This is a genomic window from Serratia bockelmannii (genome assembly GCF_008011855.1).
In the GTDB taxonomy this organism is placed as follows: domain Bacteria; phylum Pseudomonadota; class Gammaproteobacteria; order Enterobacterales; family Enterobacteriaceae; genus Serratia; species Serratia bockelmannii.
Map to the genome: position 1 here is coordinate 294,919 of NZ_VOUX01000001.1, position 20,148 is coordinate 315,066.

General features: G+C 61.3%; 18 protein-coding genes. 13 read left to right on the plus strand and 5 right to left on the minus strand.

Going from position 1 to position 20,148, the window contains the following annotated elements:
- Nucleotides 1–2: 2 nt before the first annotated feature.
- The 6 genes from FOT55_RS01535 to FOT55_RS01560 all read left to right on the plus strand — a co-directional run bounded on the left by FOT55_RS01535 (nucleotide 3) and on the right by FOT55_RS01560 (nucleotide 5,962).
- Complete coding sequence (locus FOT55_RS01535) at nucleotides 3–1,877, plus strand: dipeptide ABC transporter ATP-binding protein (RefSeq protein WP_147822990.1); 1,875 nt, start codon at nucleotides 3–5, stop codon at nucleotides 1,875–1,877.
- 23 nt (nucleotides 1,878–1,900) lie between these two features.
- Nucleotides 1,901–3,436 carry a glutathione ABC transporter substrate-binding protein GsiB gene (gene gsiB / locus FOT55_RS01540; RefSeq protein ID WP_025302140.1) on the plus strand — a complete coding sequence of 512 codons (1,536 nt, stop codon included), beginning with the start codon at nucleotides 1,901–1,903 and terminating at the stop codon, nucleotides 3,434–3,436.
- 52 nt (nucleotides 3,437–3,488) lie between these two features.
- Nucleotides 3,489–4,409 carry a glutathione ABC transporter permease GsiC gene (gene gsiC / locus FOT55_RS01545; RefSeq protein ID WP_025302141.1) on the plus strand — a complete coding sequence of 307 codons (921 nt, stop codon included), beginning with the start codon at nucleotides 3,489–3,491 and terminating at the stop codon, nucleotides 4,407–4,409.
- A gap of 9 nt (nucleotides 4,410–4,418) precedes the next feature.
- Nucleotides 4,419–5,327 (plus strand): glutathione ABC transporter permease GsiD, encoded by a 909-nt coding sequence (gsiD, locus tag FOT55_RS01550; protein WP_169540348.1) that lies wholly within the window; start codon nucleotides 4,419–4,421, stop codon nucleotides 5,325–5,327.
- Between the two features lie 81 nt (nucleotides 5,328–5,408).
- Nucleotides 5,409–5,651, plus strand: coding sequence for a type II toxin-antitoxin system CcdA family antitoxin (locus tag FOT55_RS01555; protein WP_079449478.1), 243 nt, complete (start codon nucleotides 5,409–5,411; stop codon nucleotides 5,649–5,651).
- A gap of 2 nt (nucleotides 5,652–5,653) precedes the next feature.
- Nucleotides 5,654–5,962, plus strand: coding sequence for a CcdB family protein (locus FOT55_RS01560; protein WP_025302144.1), 309 nt, complete (start codon nucleotides 5,654–5,656; stop codon nucleotides 5,960–5,962).
- Between the two features lie 34 nt (nucleotides 5,963–5,996).
- On the opposite strand, the gene fghA is transcribed toward FOT55_RS01560, so the two are convergent.
- Genes fghA through ptrR form a run of 3 tightly spaced genes read right to left on the minus strand, consistent with a single transcriptional unit; the run spans nucleotide 5,997 to nucleotide 8,929 of the window.
- Nucleotides 5,997–6,839 carry an S-formylglutathione hydrolase gene (fghA, locus tag FOT55_RS01565; RefSeq protein WP_015377214.1) on the minus strand — a complete coding sequence of 281 codons (843 nt, stop codon included), beginning with the start codon at nucleotides 6,837–6,839 and terminating at the stop codon, nucleotides 5,997–5,999.
- Between the two features lie 14 nt (nucleotides 6,840–6,853).
- A complete protein-coding gene (locus FOT55_RS01570; RefSeq protein WP_016928454.1) occupies nucleotides 6,854–7,978 on the minus strand; it encodes an S-(hydroxymethyl)glutathione dehydrogenase/class III alcohol dehydrogenase in 1,125 nt (374 codons plus the stop codon).
- A 30-nt stretch (nucleotides 7,979–8,008) separates the two neighbouring features.
- Nucleotides 8,009–8,929 (minus strand): putrescine utilization regulator PtrR, encoded by a 921-nt coding sequence (gene ptrR, locus FOT55_RS01575; protein WP_147822991.1) that lies wholly within the window; start codon nucleotides 8,927–8,929, stop codon nucleotides 8,009–8,011.
- 105 nt (nucleotides 8,930–9,034) lie between these two features.
- Between ptrR and FOT55_RS01580 the strand changes: the two genes are divergently transcribed.
- From FOT55_RS01580 to mglC, 7 genes are all read left to right on the plus strand, one after another.
- Nucleotides 9,035–10,192 (plus strand): YbfB/YjiJ family MFS transporter, encoded by a 1,158-nt coding sequence (locus tag FOT55_RS01580; protein ID WP_147822992.1) that lies wholly within the window; start codon nucleotides 9,035–9,037, stop codon nucleotides 10,190–10,192.
- A 243-nt stretch (nucleotides 10,193–10,435) separates the two neighbouring features.
- A complete protein-coding gene (folE, locus tag FOT55_RS01585) occupies nucleotides 10,436–11,101 on the plus strand; it encodes a GTP cyclohydrolase I FolE (RefSeq protein ID WP_004938969.1) in 666 nt (221 codons plus the stop codon).
- Between the two features lie 79 nt (nucleotides 11,102–11,180).
- A complete protein-coding gene (gene yeiB, locus FOT55_RS01590) occupies nucleotides 11,181–12,353 on the plus strand; it encodes a DUF418 domain-containing protein YeiB (RefSeq protein ID WP_060432735.1) in 1,173 nt (390 codons plus the stop codon).
- A 126-nt stretch (nucleotides 12,354–12,479) separates the two neighbouring features.
- Entirely contained in the window at nucleotides 12,480–13,517 is a 1,038-nt protein-coding gene (gene galS / locus FOT55_RS01595) for an HTH-type transcriptional regulator GalS (protein WP_025302148.1), read from the plus strand.
- 264 nt (nucleotides 13,518–13,781) lie between these two features.
- Nucleotides 13,782–14,774: a galactose/glucose ABC transporter substrate-binding protein MglB gene (gene mglB, locus FOT55_RS01600; RefSeq protein ID WP_025302149.1), complete on the plus strand. Its 993-nt coding sequence runs from the start codon at nucleotides 13,782–13,784 to the stop codon at nucleotides 14,772–14,774.
- Between the two features lie 99 nt (nucleotides 14,775–14,873).
- Nucleotides 14,874–16,382: a galactose/methyl galactoside ABC transporter ATP-binding protein MglA gene (gene mglA, locus FOT55_RS01605; protein ID WP_004938959.1), complete on the plus strand. Its 1,509-nt coding sequence runs from the start codon at nucleotides 14,874–14,876 to the stop codon at nucleotides 16,380–16,382.
- 11 nt (nucleotides 16,383–16,393) lie between these two features.
- Nucleotides 16,394–17,404, plus strand: a complete 1,011-nt coding sequence (gene mglC / locus FOT55_RS01610) for a galactose/methyl galactoside ABC transporter permease MglC (RefSeq protein ID WP_147822993.1) — start codon at nucleotides 16,394–16,396, stop codon at nucleotides 17,402–17,404.
- 67 nt (nucleotides 17,405–17,471) lie between these two features.
- Here the strand turns inward: mglC and sanA are convergent, their stop codons facing one another.
- A complete protein-coding gene (sanA, locus tag FOT55_RS01615) occupies nucleotides 17,472–18,215 on the minus strand; it encodes an outer membrane permeability protein SanA (protein ID WP_060432736.1) in 744 nt (247 codons plus the stop codon).
- Between the two features lie 169 nt (nucleotides 18,216–18,384).
- Nucleotides 18,385–20,082, minus strand: coding sequence for an NAD-dependent malic enzyme (locus FOT55_RS01620; protein WP_025302151.1), 1,698 nt, complete (start codon nucleotides 20,080–20,082; stop codon nucleotides 18,385–18,387).
- Between the last annotated feature and the right edge of the window lie 66 nt (nucleotides 20,083–20,148).

Here is a 20,148-nt window from a genome sequence, read left to right on the forward strand (position 1 = left end):
GTATGACCGACGTTTCATTCCGGCCCGCCGGCGACGGGTTGTCATTGCCGCCGCAGCGGGTGCTGACGGTGCGCGATCTGAGCATCCGTTTTCCTCAAGCGGACGGCGCCGTGGAAGCGGTGCGCAACCTGTCGTTCGATCTCGATCGCGGCGAGACGCTGGCGATCGTCGGTGAGTCCGGCTCTGGCAAATCGGTGACTTCACTGGGACTGATGCGGCTGGTGGAGCAGGGCGGTGGGCGCATCGTCAGCGGCGCCATGACGCTGCGCCGGCGCGACGGCGCGTTGCTCGATCTGGCGCATGCCTCGCAGAGCACGCTGCGCACGGTGCGCGGCGCCGACATGGCGATGATCTTCCAGGAGCCGATGACCTCGCTCAACCCGGTATTTCCGGTCGGCGAGCAGATCGCCGAATCGCTGCGCCTGCATCAGGGCATGGACCACCGCAGCGCGCGTCAGGAGGCGCTGCGCATGCTCGATCTGGTGCGCATTCCTGAGGCCAAAGAGGTGCTGGGGCGCTACCCGCATCAGCTTTCCGGCGGCATGCGCCAGCGGGTGATGATCGCTATGGCGCTCTCTTGCAAGCCGGCGTTGCTGATTGCCGATGAACCCACTACCGCCCTCGACGTCACCATTCAGGCGCAGATCCTGCAGCTGATCCGCGTGCTGCAACAGGAGATGCAGATGGGGGTGATCTTCATCACTCACGACATGGGCGTGGTGGCAGAGATAGCCGACCGGGTGCTGGTGATGCGCCGCGGCGAGCAGGTGGAACAGAATCGAGTGCGTGAATTATTCGCCGCGCCGCAACAGGCCTATACCCGGGCGCTGCTGGCGGCGGTGCCGAAGCTGGGGGAGATGGCCGATCGGCCGCTGCCGGCGAAGTTTCCGCTGGCGGATGGCGAGGGGGATACGGCGCCGCAGGATACCGTGCCGCCAGACGCTGCGCCGATCCTGCGGGTGGAGCATCTGGTCACGCGTTTTGATCTGCGCGGCGGGTTGTTCAATCGGGTCACTCGCCGGGTGCACGCGGTAGAAAACGTCAGTTTCGATCTTTACCCTGGCGAGACGCTGGGGCTGGTGGGCGAGTCCGGCTGCGGCAAGTCCACCACCGGGCGCGCTTTGCTGAAGCTGGTGGACAGCCAGAGCGGCACCATCAACTTCGCCGGGCGGCGGATAGACCAATTGAAGGGGCCGGCGCTGCAGCACCTGCGGCGCGATATTCAGTTCATCTTTCAAGATCCTTACGCCTCGCTCGATCCGCGCCTGACGGTCGGTTTCTCCATCATGGAGCCGCTGTTAGTGCACAACGTGATGCGCGGCCGTGAGGCGGAACGGCGGGTGGCCTGGCTGCTGGAACGCGTCGGTCTGCAGCCGGAGCATGCGCGCCGCTATCCGCACGAATTTTCCGGCGGCCAGCGCCAACGCATCTGCATCGCGCGCGCGCTGGCGCTGAACCCGAAAGTGGTGATCGCCGATGAAGCGGTCTCGGCGCTGGACGTGTCGATTCAGGCGCAGATCGTCAATCTGCTGCTCGATCTGCAGCGTGAGTTCGGCATCGCTTTTCTGTTCATTTCACACGACATGGCGGTGGTGGAGCGTATCAGCCACCGGGTGGCGGTGATGTACCTCGGGCAAATTGTCGAGATCGGCCCGCGGCAGGCGGTATTCGACAATCCGCAGCACCCCTATACCCGCAAGTTGATGGCGGCGGTGCCGGTAGCCGATCCCGCTCATGCCCACAAACGGCAGCCGCTGCCGGCCGATGAGATCCCGAGCCCAGTGCGCGCACTGGGCGATGAACCCGTTACCGCACCGCTGGTGCAGGTTGGCGCCGGGCACTTTGTCGCCCGCCACCCGATCGCCGGTGCTTTTTAAAGACCTCAGGAGAGACAAGCGACATGAAGCACACATTCAAACGCAATGCGCTGTTGGCCGCCATACTGCTGGCGGCGGGAACCGGCCCGGTTTGGGCGGCGAAGGACGCGGTGATTGCCGTGGCGTCCAATTTCACCACTCTTGATCCTTACGACGCCAACGACACGCTGTCGCAGGCGGTGGCCAAGTCTTTCTATCAGGGGTTGTTCGGCTTCGACAAGGACATGAAGCTGGTGAACGTGCTGGCGGACAGCTATGAGGTCAGCAAAGACGGCCTGACCTATACCGTCAAACTGCGTCAGGGCATTAAATTCCACGACGGCACCGCGTTCAACGCCGAGGCGGTGAAGGCCAACCTCGATCGCGCCAGTAACCCGGACAGCCACCTCAAGCGCTACAACCTGTTCAAGATGATCGACAAAACCGAGGCGGTGGACGCCAATACGGTGAAGATCGTGCTGAAGGCGCCGTTCTCGGCGTTCGTCAACAATCTGGCGCACCCGGCGGCGGCGATCATCTCCCCGGCGGCGCTGAAGCAATACGGCAAAGAGATCGGTTTCCACCCGGTCGGCACCGGGCCGTATCAGTTCGTGACCTGGAACCAGACCGATTTCGTCAAGGTGAAGAAGTTCGACGGCTACTGGCAGCCGGGGCTGCCGAAGCTCGACAGCATCACCTGGCGCCCGGTGGTGGATAACAACACCCGCGCGGCGATGCTGCAGACCGGCGAGGCGACCTTCGCCTTCCCGATCCCTTACGAGCAGGCCAAGGTGCTGGAGGGCAACGCCAAGCTGGACGTGGTGGCTGCGCCGTCGATCCTGCAGCGTTACATCAGCATGAACGTCACTCAAAAGCCGTTCGACAACCCGAAGGTGCGCCAGGCGCTCAACTACGCGATTAACAAGGACGCGCTGATCAAGGTGGCGTTCGCCGGTTATGCGGTGCCGGCGGAAGGGCCGGTGCCCCCGGCCATCGATTTCGCCGCCCGCTACAAGCCGTGGCCGTACGATCCGGCCAAGGCGCGCGAGCTGTTGAAAGAGGCCGGCTACCCGAACGGCTTCACCACCACGCTGTGGTCGTCCCACAACCACAGCACCGCGCAGAAAGTGCTGCAGTTCACCCAACAGCAGCTGGCGCAGGTGGGGGTGAAAGTGACGGTGACGGCGATGGATGCCGGGCAGCGCGCGGCGCAGGTGGAGAGCGTCGGGGTGAAAGACACCGGCGTGCGGCTGTTCTACACCGGCTGGTCGGCCTCGACCGGGGAAGCGGACTGGGCGCTGTCGCCGCTGTTCTCCACCCAGGCGGCGCCGCCGAAGCAGTTCAACACCGCGTTCTACAGCAACCCGCAGGTGGACAAGGATCTGACCGACGCGCTGGCGACCACCGATCGCGCCGAGAAGCAGAAACTGTATCAGGATGCACAGGATCGCATCTGGGCCGACGCGCCCTGGATCTTCCTGGCAACCGAACGTCTGTTGTCGGCCAACAGCAAACAGCTGAGCGGCTTCTACGTGATGCCGGATACCTCGTTCAACTTTGATAACGCCGATCTGAAATAAGGCGCCCATCCCCGCCTGCGGCCAGACGGCGGCAGGTGGGGGAAGGAATGAGATGCTCAATTATTTTCTGAAACGACTGCTGGGCCTGATCCCGACGCTGCTGATCGTGGCGGTGCTGGTGTTCCTGTTCGTCCACCTGCTGCCGGGTGATCCGGCGCGGCTGGCGGCGGGGCCGGAGGCCGACGAGGCGGTGGTGCAGCTGGTGCGCAAGGATCTGGGGTTGGATAAGCCGCTGCCGCAGCAGTTCGCGCACTTTTTCGTCAACGCGCTGCGGGGCGACTTCGGCATCTCGATGGTGTCCAAGCGCCCGGTGAGCGAAGAGATCGCCTCGCGCTTTATGCCGACCTTCTGGCTGACCGTCGCCAGCATGCTGTGGGCGGTAGCGTTCGGCCTGGCGATCGGCGTGGTGTCGGCGGTGTGGCGTAACCGTTGGCCGGATCGTCTCGGCATGACGCTGGCGGTATCGGGGATCTCGTTCCCGGCCTTTGCGCTCGGCATGCTGCTGATGCAGGTGTTCTCGGTCGAGCTGGGGTGGCTGCCGACGGTGGGCGCCGACAGCTGGCGGCACTACATTCTGCCTTCTATCACCTTGGGGGCGGCGGTGGCGGCGGTGATGGCGCGTTTTACCCGCGCTTCGTTCGTCGAGGTGTTGCAGGAGGACTACATGCGCACCGCGCGCGCCAAGGGCGTGCGGGAAAGCGTGGTGGTGATGAAGCACGGCCTGCGCAACGCGATGATCCCGGTAGTGACCATGATGGGGCTGCAGTTCGGCTTCCTGCTCGGCGGTTCGATCGTGGTGGAGAAGGTGTTCAACTGGCCGGGGCTGGGGCGCTTGCTGGTGGACTCGGTGGAGATGCGCGATTACCCGGTGATCCAGGCCGAGGTGCTGCTGTTCTCGCTGGAGTTCATCCTGATCAACCTGCTGGTGGATATGTTGTACGCGGCGATCAACCCGGCGATTCGTTACCAATGAGGAGGCGGCATGATTAAGCATTGGCGGCGCAACGCCGCACTGAAGGCGATGCCGCTTATCGACCCCAACGCGGTACGCACGCCGTGGGGCGAGTTTTGGCGGCGTTTTCGCCGCCAGCGGGCGGCGCTGGTCGCCGGCCTGTTGGTGCTGCTGCTGATTGCGGCGGCGCTGCTGGCGCCTTATCTGGCGCCGTTCGATGCGGAAAACTATTTCGATTACGACCGGCTGAACGAAGGGCCTTCGCTGATGCACTGGCTGGGGGTGGATTCCCTCGGACGCGATATTTTCAGCCGCATCCTGATGGGCGCGCGCATTTCGCTGGCGGCCGGGGTGTTCTCGGTGCTGGCGGGCGGGGCGATCGGCACCCTGCTGGGGCTGCTTGCCGGTTACTATGAAGGCTGGTGGGATCGCCTCACCATGCGCGTCTGCGACGTGCTGTTCGCGTTTCCCGGCATTTTGCTGGCGATCGGCGTGGTGGCGATCATGGGCAGCGGCATGGCCAACGTGATCGTCGCGGTGGCGATCTTTAGCATTCCGGCCTTCGCCCGCCTGGTGCGCGGCAATACGCTGGTGCTGAAGCACCTGACCTATATCGAGTCGGCGCGCAGCATCGGCGCCTCGGACTGGACCATCATCCTGCGGCACATCCTGCCAGGCACCCTGTCTTCGATCGTGGTCTATTTCACCCTGCGCATCGGCACCTCGATCATCACCGCCGCCAGCCTGTCGTTTTTGGGCCTGGGCGCCCAGCCGCCGACGCCGGAGTGGGGGGCGATGCTCAACGAAGCGCGCGCCGATATGGTGATCGCGCCGCACGTGGCGATCTTCCCCAGCCTGGCGATATTCATCACCGTGCTGGCGTTCAACCTGTTGGGTGACGGATTGCGCGACGCGCTCGATCCCAAATTGAAGGGGTGAGGGCATCGCTGAATTGGCATACCCCTGTTTTACGAGTATAATTGATGAAAATTTGACCCGTGTATATTACAGGGATGAGGTATGGATATGGCAAATAGCAATGTGACGAAAAAGACAGTCAACGTAACCATCGATCGCGATCTTTTCCAGCGCGCAAAATCCCTGGGCGTCAATGTGTCATCCGTATTGACGGACGCATTGAGCGTCCGCGTCAGGGATATTGAGATTCAACAGTGGCGCGAGCAAAATCGCGCGGCCTTAGAAGAACTTAATCGTATCACTGAAGAAAATGGTTTGTTGTCTGATGAATATCGGACATTTTAAATATGCAATTTACCGTATATGACAATACGTATCCGGCATCAGCCTATCCCTACTTACTGGACGTTCAAAGCGATCTTATTGATGTCCTCTCGACCCGGTTAATGATCCCCCTTTATGCTTTGGATAACGTCAGGGTTAAAATTTCTGCACGTTTATGCCCGGAGATTGAGGTCAACGGCGAAAAGTTTCTTGTTATGACGCATGAGATGGCTGCCGTACGTATTTCGCAGATTGGGAAGGCCGTTGGTAATGTCAATGAGCACAGGAATCAAATTAAAGCCGCTATCGATTTTCTGATTGATGGCTTTTGAATAAATCCGGGCGGTTAAACCGCCCGGATTTTTATCAGCGGAACAGGTGCTCGGCGTGGAAGCGCAGGTGATCTTCCACGAAGGTGGCGATGGTGAAGTAGCTGTGATCGTACCCCGGCTGAATGCGCAGCGTCAGCGGCCAGTCGCGCTGGCGCGCCAGTTCGGCCAGCCGCGCCGGCTGCAGCTGATCGGCCAGGAACTGGTCGTCATCGCCCTGATCGATAAGGACCGGCATTTTTTCCGCGCCGCTGGCCAGCAGATGGCAGCTGTCGTACTGCAGCCACTGGCTCTCGTCGCTGCCCAGATAGGCGGTGAACGCCTTGCGGCCCCACGGCACCTGGCACGGGTTGACGATCGGCGCGAACGCCGATACCGAGCGGAAGCGCTGCGGATTGCGAAACGCCATCATCAGCGCGCCGTGGCCGCCCATCGAGTGGCCGAAGATCGACTGACGATCGCTGACGCTGAAGTGCTGTTCGATCAGCGCCGGCAGTTCGGCGCTGATGTAGTCGTACATGCGGAAGTGGCGATCCCACGGCGCCTGGGTGGCGTTCAGGTAGAACCCGGCGCCCTGGCCCAGATCGTAACCTTCGTCGTTCGGCACCTCGTCACCGCGCGGGCTGGTGTCCGGCATCACCAGCACCAGGCCCAGCTCGGCGGCGATGCGCTGCGCGCCGGCTTTCAACGTGAAGTTCTCGTCGTTGCAGGTCAGCCCCGACAGCCAGTACAGCACCGGCGGCGGGTTGTCATCGCGCGGCGGCGGCAGGTAGATGCTGAATGTCATGTTGCAATTCAGGCTCTGCGCCGCGTGGCGATAACGCTGTTGCCAGCCGCCGAACATGCGGTGCTCTTCGAGAAGTTCCAATGACAGCGTCATCTCTGCCTCCTGGCTTATTTGTCGAAGTGGATGACGGAACGGATCGATTTGCCTTCGTGCATCAAATCGAACGCTTCGTTGATCTGCTCCAGCCCCATGGTGTGGGTGATAAAGTCGTTCAGCGCGAATTCGCCGTCCAGATAGCGCTCGACGATGCCCGGCAGCTGCGAACGGCCCTTGACGCCGCCGAATGCCGAGCCGCGCCAGACGCGGCCGGTGACCAGCTGGAACGGCCGGGTCGAGATTTCTTCGCCGGCGCCCGCGACGCCGATGATCACCGATTCACCCCAGCCCTTGTGGCAGCACTCCAACGCGGAACGCATCACGTTGACGTTGCCGATGCACTCGAAGGAGAAGTCGACGCCGCCGTCGGTCAGCTCGACGATCACCTCCTGAATCGGTTTGTCATAGTCTTTCGGGTTGATCAGATCGGTAGCGCCCAGCTTGCGCGCCAGATCGAACTTGCTGGTGTTGATGTCGATGCCGATGATGCGGCCCGCGCCGGCCATCTGCGCGCCGATGATCGCCGACAGGCCGATGCCGCCCAGGCCGAAGATCGCCACGGTGTCGCCCGGCTGCACTTTGGCGGTGTTCATCACCGCGCCCATGCCGGTGGTGACGCCACAGCCCAGCAGGCACACTTCTTCCAGCGGCGCTTCCTTGTTGATTTTCGCCAGTGAAATCTCCGGCACCACGGTGTATTCGGAGAAGGTGGAAGTGCCCATGTAGTGGAAGATCGGCTTGCCGTCCTTGAAGAAGCGGGTGGTGCCGTCCGGCATCAGGCCTTTACCCTGGGTGGCGCGGATCGCCTGGCACAGGTTGGTCTTGCCGGATTTACAGAATTTGCACTCGCCGCACTCCGGGGTGTAGAGCGGGATCACGTGATCGCCGACCGCCACGCTGGTGACGCCTTCACCGACCGCTTCCACCACGCCGCCGCCCTCGTGGCCGAGGATCGCCGGGAACACGCCTTCCGGATCTTTGCCGGACAGGGTGTAGGCGTCGGTGTGACAAACGCCGGTGGCGACGATCCGCACCAGTACTTCGCCTTTTTGCGGTGGCATCAGCTCGACTTCTTCGATCTTCAGCGGCTGGTTCGGGCCCCAGGCAACGGCGGCGCGGGTTTTGATCATCTCCATCATAGTCTCCTCAGTGGTTTTCTTTTTAAATCAGGCAATATCGACAACGTCTGATAAATCGTTGGGGGTGCTTTCATCAACAGCGTCGGTTTCCGTCTGTTCAATAATCAACTCTTTCAGCGCGCGCACGTTCGGCCCGAACGCGTCGCGGCGCCACAGCAGCCAGGTGGCGGTGTCGGCCACGTCCGGCGGCAGGGTGTGAACTCGAACCCGCTCATGGCCCGGCAGCAGGCTGAGCACCGAATGCGGGATCATCGCCAGCCCGGCGCCGCTGGCGACGCAGGCCAGCATGGCGTGATAGGACTGGATCTCCATAATTTGCCCTGGCCGCGCGCCTTCGCGCTTGAACCAGGCCTCCAGCCGCAGGCGGTAGGAGCAGCTGGCGCGAAAGGCGAACAGCGTTTCGCCATTGGCGTCTTTGGCGCTGTGGATCGGCGCGTGATCGAGACAGGAGATCACTACCATATGTTCAGGATAGGCGATGCAGCCGTTCAGCTCGTCATAGGGCACCGGGCCGTCGACCAGCGCCGCCGCCAGCGTGCCGGCGCGCACCCGATCGGCGATTTCGCCGGAGGTGCCGGTGGTCAGCGACAGCGAAACCTGCGAGAAACGCTGGTGGTAAGCCGCCAGCAGCGAGGGCAGGCGGGTGGCGGCGGTGCTTTCCATCGAGCCGAGGGCGAAGTTGCCCGCCGGTTCACCGGCGTGGGTGATGCTCATCGCCTCGTCGCTCAGCGCCAGGATGCGGTTGGCGTAGCACAGAAAGTTATGGCCCATCGGCGACAGGCGCAGGCGCTGTTTTTCGCGGATAAACAGATCGGCGCCCAGCTCCTGCTCAAGCTGGCGCAGCCGGGTGGTCAGGTTCGACGGCACGCGGTGCAGCTGCTCGGCGGCGCGGGCGACCGAGCCGGTTTCCGCTACGCAGCAGAACATGCGAAGCTGGGTCAGATCCATAATATTCTCGTTTCGTGATGAACTTGATTAGTATTATTCAGTTTTTGTGAGTTTAATACTGCGGCATGATACTGGCAACTTTCTTTTAACCTTTTGGATGCCGATATGGCTTTACGTATTGCCTTGAGCGGGTTTGCCGCGCTGATCGTCGCGATGGGCATTGGCCGCTTCGCTTTCACCCCGCAGGTGCCGCTGATGATCGCGGAACATCAGTTCAGCCTCACCGGCGCCGGGCTGGTGGCGGCGATCAACTATTTGGGCTACCTGTGCGGCGCCTACGACGCGATGCGCGCCACGCGCCACGTCGAGCGGCGCCTGTGGCTGGGCGTATGGGGCGCGATGGCGCTGACGCTGCTGTCGGCGCTGGCGCAGGATGAATGGACGCACGGCGCGCTGCGCTTCGTCATCGGCTGGGCCAGCGGCTGGGCGATGGTGCTGGTGGCGGCCTGGACCAACGAGCGGTTGGCGCACTACGGCCGGCCGGCGCTGAGCGCGGCGGTATTCGCCGGGCCGGGCGCCGGCATCTTCCTTAGCGGCATGCTGGCGGTGGGCATCAACGCGCTGGGGCTGACGGCGGCGCAGGCCTGGCTGGTGTATGGCGGGCTGGCGCTGGTGCTGGTCGGGGGGATTAGCGCCTTTCTGCCGCGCAGCGGCGAGCTGCATCGCCCGGACGTGGCCCCGGAGCCGCTGCTGCTGACGCCGGCGCTCAAACGCCTGGTGTGGAGCTACAGCCTGGCCGGCTTCGGCTACATCCTGCCGGCGACCTTTTTGTCGCAGATGGCGGCGGCGCGCTTTCCCGCCAGCCTGTTCGCGCAGTTTGTCTGGCCGGTGTTCGGCGGTGCGGCGGTGCTGGGGATTGTCATCGGCATTCTGACCCGCCATCGGCTAACTACCCAGACCCGGTTGGCGATCACGCTGTGGATACAGGCGTTGGGCGTGCTGAGCGCCGAAGCGGTGCCGGGCGTAGCCGGCCTGGCGCTCGGGGCGGTGCTGACCGGCGGCGGCTTCCTCTGCGTGGTGCAGCTCGCCCTTCAGCACGGCCGTGAACTGGCGCCGCGCCATGCGCGCTACATGGCTGGATTGCTGACCACCGGTTATGCGATCGGCCAACTGGTCGGGCCGATGCTGTCGGCGCTGTCGACCGCCATGACTCATCGGCTGGAGCCGGCGCTGTACGTGGCGGTGGCGGCGCTGTTGGTGGCCGGTGCGCTGGTAGTGAATACCCCGGCGCGGCGATTGGCGCAAAAAACGGCGATGCGCTGATTAAAATCCATACAAAAAAAGCGGGATCCCGCAGCCGGCCTGATTGTGCTAAATGCGAATATTTCACCTGCGGATGAAGCACAATCACTGGATAATCGCCGCGCTCTCATCTACAGTGGGGCAAAATCTTGACCGGGTTCACGTTATCCATCACGAAAACTCTGCCGTCACGAGAGCAAGCAATTCGCCGGCCGCACGCCCTACCAGGCCGCCGGCGGGTTCCGTCCGCAGGAGAACAAATACATGACATCATTAAGTAAAGAAGCCGCGCTGGTGCATGCGGCACTGGAAGAGCGTGGTCTGGAGACACCGCTGCGCGGGGAAGTGCTGGATCGCGAAACGCGCAAGCGTCGCATCAAAGAGCACATGACTGAAATCATGCAGCTGCTGAATCTCGATCTGTCTGACGACAGCCTGGCGGAAACGCCGCATCGCATCGCCAAAATGTATGTCGACGAGATCTTCTCCGGGCTGGACTACGCCAACTTCCCGAAAATCACCGTCATCGAGAACAAGATGAAAGTGGATGAGATGGTGACGGTGCGCGATATCACGCTGACCAGCACCTGCGAGCACCACTTCGTCACCATCGACGGCAAGGCTACCGTGGCCTATATCCCGAAAGACTCGGTGATCGGTCTGTCGAAGATCAACCGCATCGTGCAGTTCTTCTCCCAGCGTCCGCAGGTGCAAGAGCGTCTGACCCAGCAGATCCTGGTCGCGCTGCAGACCCTGCTCGGTACCAATAACGTGGCGGTATCGATCGACGCGGTCCATTATTGTGTCAAGGCGCGCGGCATTCGCGACGCGACCAGCGCCACCACCACCACCTCGTTGGGGGGGCTGTTCAAGTCCAGCCAGAATACCCGCCAGGAGTTCCTGCGCGCGGTGCGTCATCACCAGGGGTGATGGCGTTGCGGGGCGACTCGCAATAGCATAACAGGCGCCTGCGGGCGCCTTTTTCATGAGCGGAAGACAGCGATAAAAAATGAACAGTCATCCTCTGCCGCGTATCGCTACGCTGGACTGCGTGCGCGGCATCGCCATCCTCGGCATCTTATTGCTGAACATCAGCGCCTTCGGCTTGCCGAAGGCCGCCTATCTCAACCCGGCCTATTTGGGGATGCCGTCGTCGCGCGATGCCTGGACCTGGGCGCTGCTGGATCTCTTCGCCCAGGCCAAGTTCCTGGCGATGTTCGCGCTGTTGTTCGGCGCCGGGTTGCACATGCTGCTGCGGCGCGGCAAAAGCTGGATCCGCGCGCGGCTGTCGTGGTTGGTGCTGTTCGGCCTCGCGCACGCCATCTTCCTGTGGGACGGCGATATTCTGCTGGCCTACGGGCTGATCGGCCTGGTGTGCTGGCGCATGATCCGCGAGGCCAAAGAAACTTTCCAGCTGCTGAAAACCGGCGTGGTGCTCTACCTGATCGGCGTGGCGGTGCTGCTGCTGCTCGGTTTTATCTCGCACGGTGAACCGGGCAGCTTCTGGCAGCCGGGCGTGGCGGAGTTGCAGTACGAGAAGTTCTGGAAGCTGCAGGGCGGTTTCGAAGCCTGGCGCAGCCGCGCCGATCTGCTCTCGTCCAGCCTGCTGGCCATCGGCGCGCAGTATGGCTGGGAGCTGGCGGGGCTGATGCTGTTCGGCGCTGGGCTGATGCGCAGCGGCTGGCTGCGCGGCAGCTACTCATCCGGCTATTACCTGAGGCAGGCGGCGTGGCTGCTGCCGCTTTCGGTGCTGATCCAGCTGCCGGCGGTGGCGCTGCAATGGCAGGTGCAGTGGGACTATCGCTGGAGCGGTTTCCTGCTGCAGGTGCCGCGTGAGCTGGGCGCCCCGCTGCAGGCGATGGGCTATCTGGCGCTGTGTTACGGTTTCTGGCCCGCACTGTCGCGCCTGCGCATCGCCCACTGGCTGAGCCAGGTGGGGCGCATGGCGCTGAGCAACTACCTGCTGCAAACGCTGATCTGCACCACGTTGTTTTATCGCTTCGGTCTCTATGAGCAGTTCGACCGGCTGCAGCTGTTGGCGTTCGTGCCGCTGGTCTGGCTGGCCAACCTGGCGTTTTCCGTACTGTGGCTGCGTTATTTCGCTCAGGGGCCGATGGAGTGGCTGTGGCGCAAGCTGACGCAGCTGGCCGCCGGCGAAGCGGAGCCCAAAACGCTGAAATGAGTGCCCATCGGCAGGTTAAAAAAATGTATGTAAACGTTTTCTTTCCTGTGACGTAATTCACGCGAGCAGCGGGCCAATCGGGGTAGGATAGCGCCACCGGCCACTACCCCGATTTCAGGATCCCGCATGCCTCCAGTTCATCCGATCACCATTCGCGACGTGGCGAAACGCGCCGGGGTCTCCGTGGCGACCGTCTCCCGCGTGTTGAACCACAGCGCGCTGACCAGCAAGGAGACGCGCGAGCAGGTGCTGCAGGCGGTGGCGGATCTGGGCTATCGCCCCAACGCCAACGCGCAGGCGCTGGCGACCCAAAGCAGCGATACCCTGGGCGTGGTGGTGATGGACGTCTCCGATCCGTTCTTCGGCGCGCTGGTGAAAGCGGTTGACACGGTGGCGCAGAAACACCACAAATACCTGCTGATCGGCAACAGCTATCATCAGGCGGACAAAGAGCGCCATGCGATCGAAGTGCTGATCCGTCAGCGCTGTAATGCCCTGATTGTTCACGCCAAAGCCCTGAGCGACGCCGAGCTGATCGGCTTTCTGGAGCAGGTGCCGGGCATGGTGCTGATCAATCGGATTATCCCCGGCTATGAGCCACGCTGCGTCGGGCTGGATAACGTCTGCGGCGCGGAAATGGCAATGCGTCTTTTGCTGTCGCAGGGCCATCGGCGCATCGGCTACCTGGGCTCCAATCACCCGATCGAAGACGGGCCGCTACGCCAGCGGGGCTATGCGCAGGCGATGGCCGCCGCCGGGCTGGCCACGCCGGACAACTGGCGCGCGTACGGTTCGCCGGATCTGCAGGGCGGCGAGGCGGCGATGGTGGAACTGCTGGGGCGTAATCTACAGCTGAGCGCGGTGTTCGCTTACAACGACGCCATGGCCGCCGGCGCCATGGCGGTGCTGAAAGAAAACGGTATCACGGTACCGCAGCATTTCTCGCTGATCGGCTTCGACGACATTCCCATCGCGCGTTACACCAGCCCCAAACTCACCACGGTGCGTTACCCGATCGTTTCGATGGCCACGCTGGCCACCGAGCTAGCATTGCAGGGCGCAGCAGGCCTGGCGGAGCCGCAGGCCGCTCATCTGTTCATGCCGACGCTGGTGCGGCGCCATTCTGTCGCCCCCTGGCAAAGTGAGGCGACGGTCACTCTCTGACGATTTAATCCTGTGTAACCGTTTTCAATCTGTGAGAAAATTCACAGAATATTAACATCACGCCGTCTATGCTCTAGGCGTTTTCCGGCGCAAAGGCCCTTGCCGCTGCAACCTTTATCTCGCGCTGACACAGCATTTCTCGGAAATAACAAGATCCACGGACGACAGGTGTTGAGTGGAAATCGCCTGGCCTGGGGTGTGCGCACTGCCGGTGACCATTGGCTCAAAGACGAGTAATACCCTACACAGAACCGGAGACTGACAATGAATAAGAAGGTTTTCACCCTGGCCGCCATGGCCGCAGCCATGATGTTTGGCGCCGCAGCCCATGCTGATACCCGTATTGGCGTCACGATTTACAAATACGACGACAACTTCATGTCGGTGGTGCGCAAGGCGATCGAGAAAGATGCCAAGGCTTCGCCGGACGTCACTCTGCTGATGAATGACTCGCAGAACGACCAGTCCAAACAGAACGATCAGATCGACGTGCTGCTGGCCAAGGGAGTGAAAGCGCTGGCGATCAACCTGGTCGACCCGGCCGCGGCACCGGTGGTTATCGATAAGGCGCGCGCAAACGATATCCCGGTGGTGTTCTACAACAAAGAACCTTCCCGCAAGGCGTTGGACAGCTATGACAAGGCATATTACGTCGGCACCGACTCCAAAGAGTCCGGCGTGATCCAGGGCGAGCTGATCGCCAAACACTGGCAAGCCAACCCGGCCTGGGATCTGAACAAAGACGGCCAGATCCAGTTCGTGCTGCTGAAGGGCGAACCGGGCCACCCGGATGCCGAAGCGCGCACTACCTACGTGGTGAAGACGCTGAACGAAAAAGGCATCAAGACCCAGCAGCTGCAGATGGATACCGCGATGTGGGATACCGCGCAGGCGAAAGACAAGATGGACGCCTGGCTCTCCGGCCCGAATGCCAACAAGATTGAAGTGGTGATCGCCAACAACGACGCCATGGCGATGGGCGCGGTGGAAGCGCTGAAAGCGCACAACAAGACCAGTATCCCGGTGTTCGGCGTCGATGCGCTGCCTGAAGCGCTGGCGCTGGTGAAATCCGGCGCGATGGCGGGCACGGTGCTGAACGACGCCGACAACCAGGCGAAAGCCACCTTCGAGCTGGCGAAAAACCTGGCGGCAGGCAAACCGGCCACCGAAGGCACCCAATATAAAGTCGAAAATAAAGTCGTGCGTATCCCTTACGTCGGCGTAGATAAAGACAACCTGTCTCAGTTCGTTAAATAAGAATTGAGATCCCGCTAAGACCCCGCCTGCGGCGCCAACACCAGGGATACCGCCGGCGGGGATGTTTACGACTGCAAGATCGTTAAGCCAGGTGTATTTATGGCCGATAGCTCACGCGAATTTTTGCTGGAAATGACGGATATCTGTAAGTCATTTCCCGGCGTCAAAGCTTTGGACAATGTCAATTTACGCGTCCGTCCGCACTCGATTCACGCCCTGATGGGGGAGAACGGGGCGGGGAAATCGACGTTGCTGAAATGCCTGTTCGGCATTTATAAAAAAGACAGCGGTAGCATTGTGTTTCAGGGCAGGGAAATCGATTTCAAGAGCTCGAAGGAAGCGTTGGAACACGGCGTTTCGATGGTACATCAGGAGCTGAACCTGGTGCTGCAACGCACCGTGATGGACAACATGTGGCTGGGGCGCTATCCGACCAAAGGCCTGTTCGTCGATCAGGACAAGATGTTCAAAGACACCCAGGCGATCTTTGACGAGCTGGATATCGACATCAACCCGCGCGAAAAGGTGGGCAACCTGTCGGTGTCGCAGATGCAGATGATCGAGATCGCCAAGGCGTTTTCCTACGACGCCAAGATCGTCATCATGGATGAACCGACCTCTTCGCTGACGGAGAAAGAGGTCAATCATCTGTTCACCATCATCCGCAAGCTGAAAGAACGCGGCTGCGGCATCGTCTATATCTCGCACAAGATGGAAGAGATCTTCCAGTTGTGCGACGAGATAACGGTGCTGCGCGACGGCCAGTGGATCGCCACCCAGCCGCTGGAAGGGCTGGATATGGACAAGATCATCGCCATGATGGTCGGCCGCTCGCTGAGCCAGCGCTTCCCGGACAGGCAGAACACGCCGGGTGAGGTGATTCTTGAGGTGAAGAACCTGACATCGCTGCGCCAGCCTTCGATCCGCGATGTTTCCTTCGATCTGCACCAGGGCGAGATCCTCGGCATCGCCGGGCTGGTGGGCGCCAAGCGCACCGACATCGTCGAGACGCTGTTCGGCATTCGTGAAAAGGTGGCGGGCACTATAAAGCTGCACGGCAAGGCGATCGACAACCACAGTGCCAACGAAGCGATCAACCACGGGTTTGCGTTGGTGACCGAAGAGCGCCGATCCACCGGGATTTACGCTTACCTCGATGTGGGTTTCAACTCGTTGATCTCCAATATCCGCAATTATAAAAACAAGCTCGGCCTGCTGGATAACGCGCGGATGAAGAGCGACACCCAGTGGGTGATCGACGCCATGCGGGTGAAAACGCCGGGGCATCACACCCATATCGGCTCGCTGTCCGGCGGCAACCAGCAGAAGGTGATCATCGGCCGCTGGCTGCTGACGCAGCCGGAGATCCTGATGCTGGATGAACCGACGCGCGGCATCGACGTGGGCGCCAAGTTCGAGATTTATCAGCTGATGACCGAACTGGCGAAGAAGGGCAAGGGGATCATTATCGTCTCGTCCGAAATGCCGGAGCTTTTGGGGATCACCGACCGTATTTTGGTGATGAGCAATGGTCAGGTTGCGGGCATCGTTAACACCAAACAGACCTCGCAAAATGAAATCTTACGTCTCGCCTCCCTGCACCTTTAAGGATCGGAATTATGAACGCGCTAAATAAAAAAAACTTATTTACCTATTTCAAGGAAGGCGGCATTTACGTGGTGTTGCTGGTGCTGTTGGCCATCATCATCATTCAGGATCCTACCTTCCTTAGCCTGATGAACCTGAGCAACATCCTGACGCAGTCTTCGGTGCGCATCATCATCGCGCTGGGCGTGGCGGGATTGATCGTGACTCAGGGCACCGACCTGTCCGCCGGGCGGCAGGTGGGGCTGGCGGCGGTGGTGGCGGCCACGCTGCTGCAGTCGATGGATAACGTCAACAAGGTATTCCCGCACATGGAAACCTGGTCGATTCCCCTGGTCATCTTGCTGGTGTGTGCGGTCGGCGCGGTGATCGGCCTGGTTAACGGCCTGATTATCGCCTATCTCAACGTGACGCCGTTCATCACCACCTTGGGCACCATGATCATCGTCTACGGCATCAACTCGCTGTATTACGATTCGGTCGGCGCGTCGCCGGTCGCGGGTTTCGATCCGAAGTTTTCCACCTTTGCCCAGGGCTTCTTGCGCTTCGGCGACTTTAAGCTGTCGTACATTACCTTCTATGCGCTGATCGCCATCATATTCGTCTGGATCCTGTGGACCAAGACCCGCTTCGGCAAGAACATCTTCGCCATCGGCGGCAACCCGGAAGCGGCCAAGGTCTCCGGCGTCAACGTGCCGCTGAACCTGATCATGATCTATGCGCTGTCCGGCGTGTTCTACGCCTTCGGCGGCTTGCTGGAAGCGGGGCGCATCGGCAGCGCCACCAACAACCTTGGCTTTATGTATGAGCTGGACGCCATCGCCGCCTGCGTGGTGGGGGGCGTCTCCTTCGCCGGCGGGGTGGGTACGGTGTGGGGCGTGGTGACCGGGGTGATCATCTTTACCGTCATCAACTACGGCCTGACTTATATCGGTATCAACCCGTACTGGCAGTACATCATCAAGGGCAGCATCATCATCTTCGCCGTGGCGCTGGACTCGTTGAAATACGCCAAGAAGAAGTAGATTTCCCGCAGCACAGACAACAAGGCCGGCCTATTTTGCCGGCCTTTCTTTTTGGGCGTTTTCTGCGTCAGGGCTGTTTGGCTTTCTGTTTCTCTTCTTTCAGCTTGTGCTCCAGCTCCACCAGCTGTTCCGGTGACACGGCGGGATAACCCTGGGCGTCTTCCGGCACGGTGTGCATGGCTGAGATCGGGATCAGCGGGCCAAGGAAGCGCGGCTCGCGCTTGAGGATGTACAGATCGGTCAGCGCGCCCAGACGGGCGAAAATCTCGCGGACCCGCACCGTCATCATGTCTTTCGGCGACGGCACCGCATAGCACTGCGCCTGAATGCCCATGTGCAGGGCGATGAACAGCGCCCGTTCGCAGTGGAAGCGCTGGGTGATGATGATGAAGTCGTTGGTGTCGAACACCTTGCGGGTGCGCACGATGGAATCCAGGGTGCGGAAGCCGGCGTAATCCAGCACGATATCGCTCGGCGCCACGCCGGCGGCGATCAGATCGCGGCGCATGGTCATCGGTTCGTTGTAGCTTTGCTGGGCGTTGTCGCCGCTCAGCAGCAGGTATTTCACCTTGCCGCTGTTATAGGCGTTAATCGCCCCCTGAATGCGGTAACGGTAGTACTGGTTGATCACCCCGGTGCGGTAATACTTGGCCGTGCCGAGCACCACGCCAACCTGGCGGTGCGGCAGCTCCTGCAGTTCGTCGTAGACGTAAGGCGCGGTTTTCCAGCTGATCCAGCGATCGAGCGCAATAGCCGAACCCATCAACACCGCAATGATGATGAACAGGCTGATGATCAGGCGTTTCCACATGTTGTTGCCTTACGCGCGCCGGGCTGAAAAAGATGGATCAAGGCTACTTTACCTGACCGATCGACGCAAGACGCGAACCGCCTGAAGCACGCGCAACGCCGCATTTTTAGGCGGTTTTGCCGCACAAAAAAGCCCGGCGGAGCCGGGCTGGGTCATTTCAGCGCGTCAATCAGAACGAGGTGCGCTTGTAGCTGCGGTACTGCGGTCGCCAGAAGTTGTGCTCGATGGCTTTCGACAGCGCGTCTTCGGAGGTGACGATTGCCACGCCCTGCAGCTGCGCCGCTTTACCCACTTCCATGGCGATGCACTTCGACACGCCCTGAATATCGTCGATATTCGGCAGCAGTGCGCCGTGACCGTCGGTGGCCAGCGGCGAACAGTCCGCCAGCGCGCGGCTGGCGGCCATCAGCATGGCGTCGGTGACGCGGGTGGCGCCGGAGGCCAGCACGCCGAGGCCAATCCCCGGGAAGATGTAGGAGTTGTTGCACTGGGCGATCGGATACAGCTGCTCTTTATAGCTCACCGGTGCGAACGGGCTGCCGGTCGCGACCAGGGCGGCGCCGTCGGTCCAGTTGATGATGTCTTCTGGGCGGGCTTCCACGCGCGAGGTCGGGTTGGACAGCGGCATCACGATAGGGCGTTCGCAGTGTTTGTGCATTTCGCGGATCAGCTCTTCGGTAAACAGCCCCGGCTGGCCGGAAACGCCGATCAGAATGGTCGGCTTGGCGTTGCGCACCACGTCCAGCAGCGAGATGGCGTCGCTGGCGGTTTCCCAACCGGTCAGGTTGTCGCTCTTCTGTACCAGCTTGCTCTGGAAATCGAGCAGGTTCGGCAGTTTGTCGGTCAGCAGGCCGAAGCGGTCGACCATGAATACGCGGGCGCGCGCTTCGTCTTCGCTCAACCCTTCGGACTTCATCTGCGCGATGATCTGCTCGGCGATGCCACAGCCGGCGGAACCGGCACCGAGGAAGGTGACGGTCTGATCGCGCAGCTGGCTGCCGGCGGCGCGGCTGGCGGCGATCAGGCTGCCGAGGGTCACCGCGGCAGTGCCCTGAATGTCATCGTTGAAGCAGCAGATCTCGTCGCGATAGCGGTTCAACAACGGGGTGGCGTTGTTCTGTGCGAAGTCTTCGAACTGCAGCAGCACGTTCGGCCAGCGGCGTTTGACCGCCTGAATAAACTCTTCGACGAAGGCGTGGTACTCCTCGCCGGAGATGCGCGGATGGCGCCAGCCCATGTACAGCGGATCGTTGAGGCGCTGCGGGTTGTTGGTGCCGACGTCCAGCACCACCGGCAGGGTATAGGCCGGGCTGATGCCGCCGCAGGCGGTGTACAGCGACAGCTTGCCGATGGGAATGCCCATGCCGCCGATGCCCTGGTCGCCCAGGCCGAGGATACGCTCGCCGTCGGTGACCACGATCACCTTGACGTTCTGCTTGGTGGCGTTTTGCAGCATGTCATCGATGCGATCGCGGTTCGGGTAGGAGATGAACAGCCCGCGCGCGCGGCGATAGATATCGGAGAAGTGTTCGCAGGCCTCGCCGACGGTCGGGGTGTAAATGATCGGCATCATCTCGCTCAGGTGCGAGTCCAGCAGGCGGTAGAACAGGGTTTCGTTGGTGTCCTGGATGTTGCGCAGGTAGATGTGCTTGTCGTTATCGTTCTTGAAATCCTGATACTGACGGTAGGCGCGTTCCACCTGTTCTTCGATGGTTTCCACCGCCTCCGGCAGCAGGCCGTGCAGGTTGAAGTGGCTACGTTCTTCCTCGGTGAAAGCGCTGCCTTTGTTCAGCAGCGGAAATTCCAGCAGAATCGGGCCGGCGTAAGGGATATAGAGCGGGCGTTTGCTTTCGTATTCTAGTTCCATCAGTTTTACTCTTCACGTATCAGATAACTTTATTGCCGACGATCCTAAGAGATAAAGAGAAGATGT

Bases quoted from the DNA above. Each gene is read 5' to 3' on its own strand.
- gsiC (WP_025302141.1), top strand. From the start codon at position 3,489: ATGCTCAATTATTTTCTGAAACGACTGCTGGGCCTGATCCCGACGCTG.
- fghA (WP_015377214.1), bottom strand. From the start codon at position 6,839: ATGACGCTGTCATTGGAACTTCTCGAAGAGCACCGCATGTTCGGCGGC.
- gsiD (WP_169540348.1), top strand. From the start codon at position 4,419: ATGATTAAGCATTGGCGGCGCAACGCCGCACTGAAGGCGATGCCGCTT.
- FOT55_RS01560 (WP_025302144.1), top strand. From the start codon at position 5,654: ATGCAATTTACCGTATATGACAATACGTATCCGGCATCAGCCTATCCC.
- yeiB (WP_060432735.1), top strand. From the start codon at position 11,181: ATGAACAGTCATCCTCTGCCGCGTATCGCTACGCTGGACTGCGTGCGC.
- FOT55_RS01580 (WP_147822992.1), top strand. From the start codon at position 9,035: ATGGCTTTACGTATTGCCTTGAGCGGGTTTGCCGCGCTGATCGTCGCG.
- mglB (WP_025302149.1), top strand. From the start codon at position 13,782: ATGAATAAGAAGGTTTTCACCCTGGCCGCCATGGCCGCAGCCATGATG.
- mglA (WP_004938959.1), top strand. From the start codon at position 14,874: ATGGCCGATAGCTCACGCGAATTTTTGCTGGAAATGACGGATATCTGT.
- FOT55_RS01555 (WP_079449478.1), top strand. From the start codon at position 5,409: ATGGATATGGCAAATAGCAATGTGACGAAAAAGACAGTCAACGTAACC.
- FOT55_RS01535 (WP_147822990.1), top strand. From the start codon at position 3: ATGACCGACGTTTCATTCCGGCCCGCCGGCGACGGGTTGTCATTGCCG.
- FOT55_RS01570 (WP_016928454.1), bottom strand. From the start codon at position 7,978: ATGGAGATGATCAAAACCCGCGCCGCCGTTGCCTGGGGCCCGAACCAG.
- FOT55_RS01620 (WP_025302151.1), bottom strand. From the start codon at position 20,082: ATGGAACTAGAATACGAAAGCAAACGCCCGCTCTATATCCCTTACGCC.
- sanA (WP_060432736.1), bottom strand. From the start codon at position 18,215: ATGTGGAAACGCCTGATCATCAGCCTGTTCATCATCATTGCGGTGTTG.
- folE (WP_004938969.1), top strand. From the start codon at position 10,436: ATGACATCATTAAGTAAAGAAGCCGCGCTGGTGCATGCGGCACTGGAA.
- galS (WP_025302148.1), top strand. From the start codon at position 12,480: ATGCCTCCAGTTCATCCGATCACCATTCGCGACGTGGCGAAACGCGCC.
- gsiB (WP_025302140.1), top strand. From the start codon at position 1,901: ATGAAGCACACATTCAAACGCAATGCGCTGTTGGCCGCCATACTGCTG.
- ptrR (WP_147822991.1), bottom strand. From the start codon at position 8,929: ATGGATCTGACCCAGCTTCGCATGTTCTGCTGCGTAGCGGAAACCGGC.
- mglC (WP_147822993.1), top strand. From the start codon at position 16,394: ATGAACGCGCTAAATAAAAAAAACTTATTTACCTATTTCAAGGAAGGC.